Origin of the sequence: Vibrio splendidus, assembly GCF_001557875.1 — a bacterium.
Taxonomy (GTDB): Bacteria; Pseudomonadota; Gammaproteobacteria; order Enterobacterales; family Vibrionaceae; genus Vibrio; species Vibrio splendidus_F.
Window position 1 is genome coordinate 233,364 of sequence record NZ_LNRF01000006.1, and the last position, 14,865, is coordinate 248,228.

At 46.3% G+C, this 14,865-nt stretch carries 8 protein-coding genes; 2 read left to right on the forward strand and 6 right to left on the reverse strand.

Annotated elements, in window-relative coordinates:
* Nucleotides 1-3: 3 nt before the first annotated feature.
* Nucleotides 4-738: a pseudouridine synthase gene (locus ATB74_RS15560; RefSeq protein ID WP_061019098.1), complete on the reverse strand. Its 735-nt coding sequence runs from the start codon at nt 736-738 to the stop codon at nt 4-6.
* 158 nt (nt 739-896) lie between these two features.
* On the opposite strand from ATB74_RS15560, the gene ATB74_RS15565 reads away from it, so the two are divergent.
* Nucleotides 897-2,174, forward strand: a complete 1,278-nt coding sequence (locus tag ATB74_RS15565) for an NRAMP family divalent metal transporter (protein WP_061019099.1) — start codon at nt 897-899, stop codon at nt 2,172-2,174.
* Between the two features lie 111 nt (nt 2,175-2,285).
* Here ATB74_RS15565 and rapA read toward each other — a convergent pair whose 3' ends face one another.
* A complete protein-coding gene (rapA, locus tag ATB74_RS15570; protein WP_017062952.1) occupies nt 2,286-5,195 on the reverse strand; it encodes an RNA polymerase-associated protein RapA in 2,910 nt (969 codons plus the stop codon).
* Between the two features lie 466 nt (nt 5,196-5,661).
* On the opposite strand from rapA, the gene ATB74_RS15575 reads away from it, so the two are divergent.
* Complete coding sequence (locus ATB74_RS15575) at nt 5,662-7,041, forward strand: PhoH family protein (protein WP_061019100.1); 1,380 nt, start codon at nt 5,662-5,664, stop codon at nt 7,039-7,041.
* Between the two features lie 108 nt (nt 7,042-7,149).
* On the opposite strand, the gene tldD is transcribed toward ATB74_RS15575, so the two are convergent.
* The 4 genes from tldD to rng form a co-directional block, all read right to left on the reverse strand.
* A complete protein-coding gene (tldD, locus tag ATB74_RS15580) occupies nt 7,150-8,595 on the reverse strand; it encodes a metalloprotease TldD (protein ID WP_017061366.1) in 1,446 nt (481 codons plus the stop codon).
* Nucleotides 8,596-8,614: 19 nt separating this feature from the next.
* The gene (locus ATB74_RS15585; protein WP_061019101.1) at nt 8,615-9,427 is read right to left on the reverse strand and encodes a carbon-nitrogen hydrolase family protein; all 813 of its coding nucleotides are present in this window, start codon (nt 9,425-9,427) and stop codon (nt 8,615-8,617) included.
* A 74-nt stretch (nt 9,428-9,501) separates the two neighbouring features.
* On the reverse strand, nt 9,502-13,374 hold the full coding sequence (locus ATB74_RS15590) for a YhdP family protein (RefSeq protein WP_061019102.1): 3,873 nt from the start codon (nt 13,372-13,374) through the stop codon (nt 9,502-9,504).
* Nucleotides 13,375-13,384: 10 nt separating this feature from the next.
* The gene (gene rng, locus ATB74_RS15595; protein WP_017061363.1) at nt 13,385-14,854 is read right to left on the reverse strand and encodes a ribonuclease G; all 1,470 of its coding nucleotides are present in this window, start codon (nt 14,852-14,854) and stop codon (nt 13,385-13,387) included.
* Between the last annotated feature and the right edge of the window lie 11 nt (nt 14,855-14,865).

Here is a 14,865-nt window from a genome sequence, read left to right on the forward strand (position 1 = left end):
ATTCTAAGCTTTTAGCTTACTGTAGTCTGGAAGCTCTGGCGCAATTTCAAAGTGCTGCTCGATTTGTGGCGATGCTTGAGGATAAAACTCACACGGAACAAAGGCTTTGAATAACTGATCATTGGCGGGGTGATAAAAACTGAGTTCACACGCGTGCAGAGCTAACCTATCGCTATAGTTAAACGCATCTGGCGTTGCATAAAACTCGTCGCCCACAATTGGGTTCCCTATTTCCATACAGTGCACACGTAACTGATGAGAGCGGCCAGTAATCGGCAGTAACTTCAACAATGTCGTTTGAGCTTCTTGTTGCTCCACCACATAGCGAGTCTGAGATGATTTACCGTCCTCGATACACACTTTCTGCTTCGGGCGATTCGTCCAATCGCAAATAAGAGGAAGGTCAATCAATCCCTCTTTCTTTTCAACTGAACCCCACACTCGTGCGTAATAGAGTTTGTGAGTCAGTCGATATTGAAATTGCTTCTTCAGATGTCGCTCTGCTGGTTTATGTTTAGCGAGTAGCATCAAGCCCGATGTCGACATGTCCAATCGATGCACGACTTGAATCTCCGGAAATTCGACAACTAACCGACTCCACATACTATCGTAATGTTCTGGCAATCTTCCTGGCACTGAAAGTAGGCCAGCAGGCTTGTTCACCACAAGAATATCGTCATCTTGATAGACAATATCAATCCACGGTTCACGTGGTGGTGTGTACTGTTCTAACGCCATTGAAGCCTCTTAATTACTAGTGGATAAATAATTTACGGTTGATTTGTTTATTATTAAATACAATTTCCAATATTTTTGTACATAAAAGTTGACGACTTTACGAAACATGGTATTGATAGAGTAACGGAAAATAAGAAGTCAGCATCAAAGGAAAAATGATGGAAAGTACGGTTAAAACCACCAACACAAAAACACCAGCCTCAGCTCCCCTATCAAGCTTAATCAAGTCCCTTGGCCCAGGTATTATGATGGCCGCAGCAGCTGTAGGTGGATCTCACTTAGTCGCCTCAACCAAGGCTGGTGCGATTTATGGTTGGCAGCTTGCCGCACTTATTATCCTGGTAAACATATTTAAGTACCCATTCTTCAGAGCTGGTATCCAATATACTCTTGGCACAGGGCAAAGTTTGGTGGAAGGATACTCTAACCTTGGCCGACCTTACCTTGTTATCTTTTCGATACTGAGTGCCATTTCCGCCGTGGTAAATACTGCAGCACTACTGTTATTTAGTGCAAGCCTACTTAGCTACTTTGTTCCTTTCGAATTAGCCACCAGCACATTGTGCATGATCGTTTTAGCGACCTGTTTGATCATTCTTTTTGCTGGCCATTATCGCGCGCTCGATACACTATCTAAAGCGATCATGGCGATCCTCACGATCACCACTCTAGCCGCTGTCGCAATTGCTATTGGCTCACCTGTCGAACCGGATGCTGCTTTTGTTCCACCATCACCTTGGTCATTAGCTGCTATTGGCTTTATTGTGGTGACCATGGGTTGGATGCCTGCGCCGATCGAGATTTCAAGCATCACCTCTATGTGGCTAAAAAGCCAAAAAGAGAAGCAGGAAGTGACCGCACAATCAGCACTGTTCGACTTTAACGTTGGCTACATTGGTACTGCATTGCTTGCTTTAGTATTTGTTGCATTAGGCGCGCTAGTGCTTCACGGTTCAGGCGTGGAACTGTCTCGCTCCGGTGTTGGCTTCACTCATCAATTGGTCGGCATCTACGCTTCGACAATTGGTGAATGGTCTCGTCCGCTAATCGCTCTTATCGCTTTCTTCTGTATCTTTGGTAGCACGATTACGGTTATCGATGGCTACTCTCGCGTGCTTGCTGAATCACAGCGCCTATTATTCAAAAAAGATTCAAGCCCTAGAATGCTGCAAGGCTGGATCATCATTGTCTCTCTCGCGGCACTCGCGATTGTAATGTTCTTTAGCGCTGCACTGATGCCAATGCTTGATTTTGCAATGGTACTTGCCTTTGCGACCACGCCATTCTTCGCGCTGCTTAACTTCATCTTAGTGAACAAGGCTAAGCTTCCAGAAGCGCTAGCCATTGGCAGCAAGCTAAAATGGCTGTCTGTCGCGGGTCTTGTTTACCTGTTTGGTTTCTTAGCAGTATTTGTTTGGTGGAAGTGGTTGATGTAATTCTTCAGCCAATACATCTTTCAACAACAAAAACAGCTTTCAAACGCTAGATAAAAATAAGGCCTTCATGATGAAGGCCTTATTTCGTTGAAGCATTTCGCTCATTCAAAACTAGTTGTGAGAAACCACAATCAAGCGTAATGAATCTAGCTGAACCTGAGCTTTACTGATGTAACCAGTCAATTCATTGATTTGAGCTTCGATTACCTCTAGCTCTTCATCACGAATGTTAGGGTTCACGGCTTTAAGCGCTTGTAGACGCTCTAACTCACCGTTTAGGTTAGTCTGCATGTCTCGTTGAGCTTGTTCACGCACTTCTTCCACTTTAGGAAGTACGTGCGTCTCACCCGCTTCAATTAACTTATGAATCTCACCTTGTACCGAGTTAACCAACTTGCTCGCTAGGTGACGGTTTACAGGGCTTAATTGGCGGTTAAAGCTGTCGAACTCAACCTGAGCTGATAAGTCATTACCACGGCCATCCATCATCAAACGAATTGGCGTCTTAGGTAAGAACTGGCTGATACCGCTGCGTTTCGGCGCTTGCGCATCCACAAGGTAAACCAGCTCAAGTAGGATAGTACCCACTGGCAGCGCTTTGTTTTTCAGTAGCGATACCGCTGATGCACCAACACCTTCACTCAGTAGCAGATCGATACCGCCCTGAATCATTGGGTGTTCCCAGCTGATGAAGTTCATGTCTTCACGAGAAAGCGCAGTATCACGATCAAACGTGATGGTTGCGCCTTCGTATGGTAAGCCTGGGTAGCTTGGTACCATCATGTGCTCAGATGGCGTCACAACCAGAGCATTCTCACCCTTGTCGTCTTGGTTTAAGCCAATCGTGTCGAACAGGCTCAATGCAAACGTCACTAGGTTAGTATCGCCGTCAGTCGACGCGATCTTTTCTGCAATCTCATGCGCTTTGTCGCCGCCGTTTGAGTGCATCTCTAATAGGCGATCACGGCCTTTTTCTAGATCTGATTTCAGGCTTTGGTTTAGCTTGGCAGACTCTTCAATCACTTCATCAAGTTGCTCTGTGTTACCAGAAGCCAGCATCTCAATAAGAACATCTGAGTACTTATCGTAAACCGTGCGACCCGTTGGGCAGGTTTCTGCAAATGCGTTCAGGCCTTCATCAAACCAACGCGCAAGAATCGCCTGTGATGTGCCTTTTAGGTAAGGAACATGAATGTCGATGTCACGCAGCTGACCGATACGGTCCAAACGACCAATACGTTGTTCAAGCAAGTCTGGGTTGAACGGAAGATCGAACATTACTAGCTGGTTCGCGAACTGGAAGTTACGACCTTCAGAGCCGATTTCACTACAGATCAGAACCTGAGCACCGCCCTCTTCTTGAGCAAAGTAAGCCGCCGCTTTATCACGTTCAAGGATCGACATGCCTTCATGGAATACGGTTGCACGCACACCTTCACGCTCACGCAGTGCTTGCTCTAATTGAAGCGCCGTACTTGCACGTGATGCGATCACTAAGATTTTTTCGCTGCGCTTGTCTTGGATCTTTTCAATCAACCAGTTAACACGCGAATCGAACTGCCACCAGCTTGAGTCTTCACCTTCAAACTCTTGGAAGATCTCTTCTGGGTACAGCATCTTCATAGCACGAGCTTCGGGAGCCATCTTGCCACCGATCATGCCAGATACACGCATTGAGGTTGTGTACTGCGTTGGAATCTCCATCGGCAGTAGGTTTACATTACGCTTAGGGAAGCCTTTGATTGCAGCTCGCGTGTTTCTAAATAGAACACGGCCAGTACCATGGCGGTCCATAAGGTTATCAATTAATTCTTGGCGAGCTAACGCTTGCTCTTCTTCGCTACTATCACCTTCGATAACACGGAACAGCGGCTCTACATCTTGCTCAGAAAGCAGTTCCGTAATCTGGTTCTTCGCGCTGTTTTCAAGCTTCACACCAGAGAACAGAGCCGTTACTGCATCAGCAACGGGTGCGTATTGGTCTTCTTCTTCAACAAATGCTTCGTAATCGTAGAAGCGATCAGGATCAAGCAGACGCAGACGTGCAAAGTGGCTCTCACGACCCAATTGCTCAGGCGTTGCTGTTAGTAGTAGCACACCAGACGTATTTTCCGCTAAGCCTTCAACCACCTGGTATTCGCGGCTTGGTTTGTCTTGGCTCCACTCAAGGTGATGCGCTTCATCGACAACCAGCAAGTCCCACTCGCCTTCAAGTGCTTGCTCGTAGCGCTTACGGCTCTTACGTAGGAAATCCAAAGAACACAGAACGTACTGCTGGGTATCAAATGGGTTGTCCGATTCAGCAAACGCTTCAATACAACGCTCTTCATCGAAGATAGAGAAGTGCAGATTGAAACGGCGCATCATCTCTACTAACCATTGGTGCTGTAGAGTTTCAGGAACCACAATCAGAATTCGTTCAGCACGGCCAGACAACACCTGTTGGTGGATGATCATGCCCGCTTCGATGGTTTTACCTAGGCCAACTTCATCAGCCAGTAAAACGCGCGGAGCGTGACGACGACCCACTTCATGAGCGATGTATAACTGGTGAGGGATCAAGCCAGCACGCATACCACACAAGCCACGCATAGGGCTCTTGTGTTGTTGGTACTGGTTACTCAACGCGCGGTAACGCAACACGAAGTTATCCATACGGTCGATTTGACCTGCGTACAGTTTATCTTGTGGCTTGTTAAAGCGGATCTGGTTACTTAAGAAGATTTCACGCAGAGTGACTTCTGTTTCTTGGGTATCTTCGCGAGTACCTAAGTAGGTTAGCAGTCCTTTGTCTTCGATAACTTCTTCGACAGACAGAGACCAACCTTCTTGGCATTCGATGACATCGCCTACATTAAACGTTACTCGGGTTACGGGAGCATCAGTACGTGCATAAACACGGTTTTCTTCTGACGCTGCAAACATTAGTGTCACTGTGCGAGCATCCATTGCTACAACGGTACCTAAACCTAAATCGCTCTCCGTATCGCTTATCCAGCGTTGCCCCAAAGCAAATGTCATGAATCGACTACCTCAATCTTATAGTTGGAATTTGGTCTTCTTAACTGCAGTTTCAAACAAGAACGTTATCGCTCCTGAATTAAAAATATAGCCAAAAATGTCTAGTTTGCAGCCACTTTTTAAGTGCGCTCTCAATAATAAATATCTCGAGAAAATGGTGCAGAAAAAGGTCGCTAATCTTACTCGATGCTGTGATTTAGGTCACGCCTAAAGGAGATGATTTCATGCTTTTTTTCTGTTTTCGCCAGTGCAATCAAACTGTCAAAAATTCATGGTTAATCTATAGGTAGCAGATTGCTGCTCTCAAACGAACACGCGATATTCACTCGTAACGATATGGCGTTGTTCCTCTAGATGAAGTTTAGGTGAGTAGTTGACTATCACCAGAGTCAGATACTAATCTTTATATGAGCTTTATCTACGTTCAATGAATGCAAGGCAAGCCGCACGTCGGCAAGGAGATGCTATGGGCGAGACCAACCGGAAGCTATTTGTTTTAGACACCAATATCCTACTTCACGAACCCTTCGCTATATTTTCTTTCCAAGAGCACGATGTCGTTATCCCCATGACAGTGCTAGAAGAACTCGACAGAATCAAAGACAGTAAAAGAGACGTTGCTCGAGACGCGAGAATTGCGATTCGAACGCTCGAAGACCTGTTCAGGGAAGCCACACCAGACCAAATATCGGAAGGCATCCCCTTTTCTAAAGACATAAATGCATCTGGCAGTATTTCAATACTCGCAGATTACGAACTTCAAGAAAGCATCAAAGCCTTTGCCGATGACAAGGCGGGCGATAACCGAATCCTCAACGCTGTCCTCTATCTTCAAAATAAACGCGCACCACGCGAAGTGGTTCTTATCACCAAAGACATCAATATGCGTTTGCGAGCAAAAGGCGCTGGTGTCCGTTTCGTTGAAGACTATCAAACCGACCAACTGATTGATGATATCCAATACCTCACCAAAGGCTTTCAGCAGCTGGAAGGTTCATTTTGGGATGGTATCGACAATGTCGAGAGCAGAAGTTTAGGTGGTAAAACGCTGCACACCTTAGCAAGAGAACCTTTCGAACCTACCTTCCTCAACCAATATGTGATTGACGAAGAGAGTGATTTTGCCGCTCGAGTCGAAGAGATTGAGCCAGAAAGCATCACACTGAGAGACCTCAGTCGTGAAAGGCTAATGAATCGCAGGGCATGGGACATCACACCCAAAAACGTCTATCAAGGTATGGCGATAGATGCGCTGCTCGACCCTGATATTGATCTTGTAATTCTCACCGGCGCCGCAGGTAGTGGTAAGACACTGCTAGCCATGGCCGCTGCACTTGAACAAACCATTGAGCGCAAACAGTTCGATAAGATCATCGTAACCCGAAACACCCCTGATATTGGTGAATCGATAGGTTTCCTTCCGGGTACAGAGGAAGAGAAAATGTTGCCTTGGTTAGCCGCAGTGACCGATACACTGGAAGCGCTGCACAAGAACGACCACTGCACAGAAGGCTCGATGAAGTACATCTGTGACAAAGCCAATATCCAGTTCAAATCAATCAACTTCATGCGTGGCCGCTCGATTCAGAATGCCTTTGTGCTTTTGGATGAGTGTCAGAACCTGACCGCTTCACAGATCAAAACCATCATCACCCGTTGTGGTGAGGGTACTAAGATCGTCTGCTCAGGAAACCTCGCGCAGATAGATTCTTCCTACCTAACCCCTGTGACTTCAGGCTTAACCTACATGGTCGAGCGTTTTAAAAACTTCGAAGGCAGTGCCAACATCCACCTCAATGGTGTGGTGCGTAGCCGACTGGCTGAGTTTGCGGAAGAGAACATGTAGTGACTCTATACGCTCACTGAATCAGTAATCTAAAAATAAAAAGCGCCTCACATTGGAGGCGCTTTTCAATTTAATATTTTGAAGTAAGTCGGCAGAGGTTAGTCTGAATTACTCAGTACCACCAACGGTTAGCGAGTCTAGTTTCAATGTTGGTTGACCAACACCCACTGGTACACTTTGACCAGCCTTACCACACACACCAACACCGCGGTCGATGCTCAGGTCGTTACCGACCATAGACACCTGCTGCATTGCCTCGATACCAGAACCGATTAGCGTTGCGCCCTTCACTGGGTGAGTGATCTTACCGTTTTCAATCATGTACGCTTCAGAAGCTGAAAATACAAACTTACCTGAAGTAATATCAACCTGGCCGCCACCGAAGTTCGGTGCGTAGATACCTTTCTCAACCGTCGCGATGATCTCTTCTGGCGTGTGCTCACCCGGTAGCATGTAAGTGTTCGTCATGCGCGGCATAGGAAGATGCGCGTAAGACTCACGACGACCGTTACCTGTCGGTGCTACACCCATTAGACGCGCATTCAGCTTGTCTTGCATGTAACCTTTCAAGATGCCGTTTTCGATTAACGTGTTGTACTGACCGTTAACACCTTCATCATCGACGTTCAATGAACCGCGTAGATCCGTTAATGTGCCGTCATCGACGATCGTACATAGGCTTGAGGTCACTTGTTCGCCAACTTTGCCAGAGAAGACTGATGACTCTTTACGGTTGAAATCGCCTTCTAAACCATGGCCTACCGCTTCATGCAGCAGAACGCCCGGCCAACCAGAACCAAGAACCACAGGCATTGCACCAGCAGGCGCAGCCACAGCTTCAAGGTTAACTAATGCTTGGCGAATCGCTTCATCAGCAAATTGATAAGCTACTTGAGTGCCTTTGTCATCACTTAAGAAGAAGTCATAACCAAAACGGCCACCACCACCAGCACTACCACGCTCACGACGATCACCCTTCTGTGCAAGTACGCTAATAGACAGGCGAACCAGCGGACGAATATCGCCAGCGTAAGTCCCATCTGTCGCTGCAACTAACATCTGCTCATGCACACCACTTAAACTCACCGATACTTCAGTCACCATCGGCTCTTTAGTGCGGATGTAAGCATCTAATGATTTTAGTAATTCTGTTTTCTGTTGTTTTTCCCAGCTCGCTAGCGGGTTAACTGCATCATAATAAGCTTGGTTAGAGTTGCGTTTGAACGCTTGAACCTTGCCGTTTTGACCTTGTTTAGCAATACCACGAGCCGCAATTGCGCTCTGCTTAAGACCATCCAGTTGGATTTGGTCAGAGTAAGCAAAACCGGTCTTTTCACCAGATACTGCACGAACGCCAACACCGCAATCGATATTGAAAGAGCCGTCTTTAATAATGCTGTCTTCTAGCACCAAAGATTCGTGCCAGCTTGACTGAAAGTAGATATCAGCATAATCAATTTGGCGGGTAGCAATGCTCGCCAATGTATCTGCGATATTTTGCTCCGTAAGCCCTGTCGGGTTCAGTAGCGCTTCTTCAATTTGATTAATGCTCATAGATGGCTCTTGTTTGTAATTAAAATTGATTGGTGAATCGAGTGTGTTGCGTGATTGGCATATTTTGCCTAATTGACTCGCAACTGGATATGTCTATCTCAACCACCATACTTTTAGGGTCTTGGTCTAACTGTGCGACTACTCGCCCCCAGGGATCAACCACCATAGAGTGTCCCCATGTCTCTCTTTGGCAAGGGTGCTTACCACCTTGCCCCACCGCGACAATCCACGATTGCGTTTCAATAGCGCGGCATCTTAACAGTGCTTCCCAGTGCGCTTGACCGGTTACAGCGGTGAACGCTGCCGGTACAACCATGATTTGTGCACCTTGCTTACGTAACTCTGAATACAAGTGAGGAAAGCGCACATCATAACAAATACTCAAACCTAAGCGACCAAAAGGCGTTTCCGTTGTCACAACTCGGTCACCTGGTGTGAAAATATCCGACTCTCGATAACACTTATGCGCATCGGCGACATCCACATCAAACATATGCAGCTTATCGTAATGAGCGGCTAAACCACCAAAATCATCAATCACCAAGGTTGTGGTAGTCACACCTTTAGCTGTGCTTATCGGCATACTACCAATAACGATCCAAATTCGGTGAAGCTTTGCTAACTCAGAAATTTTCTTTTGCAAAGGGCCATCATTTAAAGGCTCAGCATAGTGGTGATAGTCAGCTTTACTGCCAAAAACTAATGCGTTTTCAGGGCACACGACCCACTTAGCGCCTAGCTCTTTGCACTTTACTATCTCTTGAGCGAGATAATCGAGATTGCTTTCAGGATCAGGGCCTGAAGTCATTTGAATCAATCCAACACAATCCATGTGTACCGCTTCTCCATTTATTATGATTCAGAATTTTAATTTTAGTCGTATATTAACCCACGAGTGTCTAACAACTATTCAGCCAATTTTCGGAGTTTCTCTGGAAGCTGGAATTCACCAGAGCTACGAGAAAGCTCACTCACCGTTGGTGAATCCAGCGGCCCTTTAACCGAGTAGTTCACTTGGGTAAAGACTTCAACGACAGGTGAAATAACCGTGGTCACCGCCAATACGTACAGCGCCGTTTGAGGAGTTACCGCAAAGGCCGTTAAGACTGGAATACCTGAGGTAATATCTGGGGTAAAGTTCACCTCAGCATCAACCTGTCGTGTGTTGAGGTTAGCGATACCTTTGATCTTCATTTCACCAGCCACCGCATCCATATTGAGGTCGTTAGTCAGGAAGATGCCATTTTGAATCTCACCCGTTCCTGTGATGCTGTTGAATGCCATGCCTTTATCAAACACATCTGAGAAATCTAGCTGCATCTTACGGATGATCGAATCTAGGCTAAACAGACCAAGTAAGCGAGCCGCACCGCTCACATCCGAGATAATACCTTTACCAAACTTGGTTTTAACGTTGCCATCAAGGGTGTCCATTTTGATCCCCCAAGGCGAACCATCCCAGTTCAGTTGACCTTCCAGCGCGAATGGCGCTTTTTGAATCCCAGAAGTAATGCCGAAGCGCTCCATTAACTCACTGTTGTTTTCACCCTCAACGTCAACGGCTAGAGATGAATGACTCTTGTCACCTTGCAATTCCCACCAGCCGCTAACATCCGCTTTGTTACCGCCGCTTCGAACCTGAATCTTGTTCCACTCAATGCGATCTGCGTTCCTAGTCATTTCAACATCGACCTTGCCAACCTTATAGCCTTGCAGCCAAAAATCGTTCAGGGTCAGCTTCAGGTTCGGCATCACATCGTGGATCTTCCTATCTAGCTCAGAGATCAATGGCGCTGCTTGTGCTTTACGTTGCAACAGTTGTTCTTGATTTTTCTTGTCGCTCCATTCAGGAACGAACAGATGTAGACGATCCAGTGAAACGGTCAAATCGTAAGGTGGCAGATAATTAATATCCCCTTCGAGCTCTTGGCTAGAGACTTCCATTTGCCACGCTTGCTTGTTCTTGCGGGCGCTAAAATCGACATCATTCCAAGATATCCCCCCCAAGATCAGCTCTTTACTCTCAAAGGTAATACGGCTTGGTGCTGGAATGGTTGGCGTGTTCATTTGGCTAAGCACAGCATTAGATGGCTGCACTGGTTCCATTACAACCGATAACCAATCATCAGCATTGAATTTGTCAGTACGAATCAACGCATGATGACCAACAACAGGACTAATTTTGTAGCCACCACGGCCCAGAACTAAATTAGTCGCCGTTAACTCAGGAACGTCACCTGTAATATCAATCTCAGCTTGGTACTTAGTGTTCGGCAATTGCAGACGCGCGGTAATCGCTTCTTGATTGCCCGATGCTTGTAGCCTTGCAGAGCCACTTTCTAGTGATTTTTTCGCCAGTGGATACGGGTAATCGCTCGCCAAATATTTAAGATCAGACTGTAAATCAAGTTGGTAAGTAAATCCGATATCATTAAGTTGGATATCAATCTGGCTCTGCCATTGCGCATGGCCTGACAAGCGACTTAACCACTGCTCACCAATGTAAGGTTCTAGAGGCTTAACATCCCAATCACCCAACACATCGATATCAACAGCATAGCCAGGGCCATCATTCTGACCTTTAAAGTCGAGTGATATACCTTGCTTAAGTAAATCAGCGGCAAGGCCATTTGCCGTCACTACATCATTATCAAACTCGATACGTCCCGTGGTGTTCTCAAGCACCATTGGCGGCGCTTCAATCTCAACATGGTTGCCACTAAGGTCTGCATAACCCCATGCTCTTGCTTCTTTTTCAGAATCAAACGGGATATTGAGCTGGAACTCGGAAGAGACATCACCACTCACTTGAAGTGCGGTTAACGCTGCGCCTACTGAACCCACCAGTGGCGAAGACGTCATGTAATCGCGCACTGCATTGCCTGACGCCGTTGCTTTAGCTTCAATCTCAATGTGGCCGCCTTCCCCTAAGTAAGGAATACGTCCAGTGATTCGGTCGGCCGTCACATCCATCAATTGAGCTGAACGAGAATCCAGATGCATCGCATCATTTTCAAACAACAGATCAAGTTGAAGGTCAGTAATCAATGGCCACGCTGTATCAAAGCTGAATTTCGCGTCTTCTAAGCCAACCCAAACCTGAAAAATACCATCGTGGTTAGTGTATGGGTATTGAGACAAATCACCATGCCACAACAGTTTTACGGTATCCGCTTTACCGGCTTGAATCGCAGTTGAAAGGTAGTCTGTTAGATCTTGCCCAAGAGCCAGCGTAGGTAAGTAACGCCATGTTTCACCGACATTGTAAGCGTCCGCTTCGCCATAGAAAGATAAGAACGGGCTCGCATCTTTTGGGAAGTCTAAACGGAATGCGCCTAGTACTTGTAAATCGGGTGTGGCAGCTGTGATTTTGTCCGACCACAGTTTCCAGCCGTTTTCATCTTGCTGCCAAACAATATCAACCTGACCTTGTTTGATATTCAGAGGCGCTTGGAAAACATCGCCATAAGGAAACACATCGTCAATAACGTGAAGGCTGGCTTTCGCTTCCGAAGCCGAACCAAACACACTACCTGATACTTGACTAAAGCCAGGGACTAACTCCCACTGCTCAATCGCCAGCTCAGAAAAACTGGCAGAGTAACGCAGGCTCTCAATGTCTGCCCCCATAGATACGCGAATATCAGAAACAGAACCACCCGGCGCCAATACGTTGATCATTTTGGTTGATTGTTCAGAGTCAGGCAGCAGCTTAATCAACGGCGTAATTGTCTCAATGTTTAATTCAGAGACATTGAGCTCCCAGGGACCTTGGTTCCACTTAAACGCAACGTCGAGTTCAGGCCAAGGTGTGTCGTCTGTTCTAAGATTTAGTGAGTGGCCATTTACCTGCCAACCATCATCAACCGGAGACAACTTAAAGATACCAGACTCAAGCATCAGGTCATGCTTGCCATCTTCGTTCCACGTCAATTCTGAAGGTAGAACTTCAACATAAGCGCTCACAGGTTTGCTATTACGCAGTGTTAGCCAGCTATTCAAGCTCACAGTGCCCGTCTCAATGCCGGATTCCGCCTGCATATAACGAGTTAACCAAGGCTTAACCGAAATGCTGTCCGCACTGACATAAAACTCACCCGTCATATCCGTTAACGAGCCGCCATCAACAAAGTTAGCGCTCACTGACAAAGAGTTTAGATTGGCATCTTTGATACTCACCACGCCTTCCGCAAGGTGATGCTTACCAGAGTTTTGCCATTTCAGAGTTTCGATATCAAGCTGACGTTCTTCGTCAGAAATAGTTCGATATAAAAGAGAGGAATCTTTAGCGGTCACATCCACCAAAGTTTTCAGCAGTAAATTATCGAGCTCTTGTATCACTCGCTTGGAAGATCCAGGATCTTTAGGTTCGTCTTTGCCATTTTGTCCGGCAAACAGATCAATAGAGCGGATATCAAGATACATTTGATTCATGACTAGATCTGCCACAACCGGGCGCATCTGCACGAGCGATTGAATCAAGTCAAACTCGACTTCAACACGCTCAACAGAGAAGGTCACATCTTCTGCATTGGGGAGGCTAGCTTTAACGCCTTGTAGAGCAATAGAAGGGTGAGTGTTACGCCAAAAACCGCCCACGTCTTGAATAGAAAACTCAAAACCGGAATGTTGGTTTACCCAAAGCTCAATTTCAGATTGATACTTATTTAAATTGGGTAAGGCTACACGCAGTGTAGTTACGGCAATGGCTAGTGTTACCAAGAGAGTAACCACTAACCATAAACATGCACGTAGAATCAGAGTAACGCTTGAGCTCACAAAATTTCCATTACATCATAACAACATCAAACTGCTCTTGTATGTACAGAGGCTCAGCCTGAATTTTAACTTGCTTACCAATAAACACTTCAAGCTCGGCAAGCGCATGAGATTCATCGCCCTCTAACGCCTCAGCCACGGCAGCTGCCGCATAGACCACAAATTTATCGGCGTCGTACGCGCGATTCACTCGCGTGATCTCTCGAAGAATTTCATAACAAACGGTTTCAACTGTCTTCACACTGCCGCGACCTTCACAAGCAGGACAGCTAGAACACAGGATATGCTCAATACTTTCACGAGTACGTTTACGAGTCATCTCAACCAAACCAAGCTGCGTGAAGCCATTAATATTGGTTTTCACACGGTCTTTGTCGAGCGCAGCCTCTAAAGAAGTTAGTACTCGCTTACGATGTTCCTCTGACAACATATCAATAAAGTCGATAATGATGATGCCACCGAGGTTACGCAAACGCAGCTGGCGAGCAATCGCCTGAGTTGCTTCTACGTTGGTGTTGAAAATCGTCTCTTCTAAATTACGGCGACCAACAAACGCGCCAGTGTTGATATCAACCGTGGTCATCGCTTCAGTTTGGTCGATAATCAGATATCCACCAGACTTTAATTCAACTTTACGATCCAATGAACGCTGAATTTCGTTCTCGGTATCGTACATATCAAAGATAGGCTTATCACCTTCATACAGCTCAAGCTTGTCTGTCAGTTCTGGCACGTATTCAGAGGTAAACTCTTTAAGGTTTTCATATTCTAGGCGAGAATCGACCTGAATCTTGCTCAGTTCAGTACCGACGAAGTCGCGTAAGATACGTTGGCTTAAGCAAAGCTCACCATACAAACGAGTACGAGCTTTGTGTTTTCCACGACGCTCTAATACTTTTAGCCACAGTCGCTTTAAGAAGGCGGCATCTTGTGCCAACTCATTTGAGTCTGCACCTTCTGCTGCGGTACGGATGATGAAGCCACCGTGTTCGTCACAGTAACGAGACACAACTTTTTTAAGACGGTTGCGTTCAGACTCGCTATCGATACGTTGAGATACACCAACATGACTTGCTCCCGGCATAAATACCAGATAACGAGACGGTAGAGTGATATCAGTGGTTAAGCGGGCACCTTTAGTACCAAGAGGGTCTTTGACCACTTGCACCACAATGTCTTGCCCTTGACGAACAAGCTCTGAAATATCACGAACCTGAAACTGCTTCTTTTCATTTTCAGCGACACATTCAGTGTGTGGAACAATATCAGAGGCGTGTAAAAAAGCTGCTTTCTCAAGGCCTATATCCACAAAAGCCGCCTGCATTCCCGGAAGAACACGGCTTACACGTCCTTTATAGATATTTCCTACGATACCGCGTCGAGCATCTCGTTCGACATGGATCTCTTGAAGAGCCCCCCCTTCAATCATGGCCACACGAGTTTCACTCGGGGTCACGTTCAGCAACAATTCAGCACTCATGGTGCACCTCA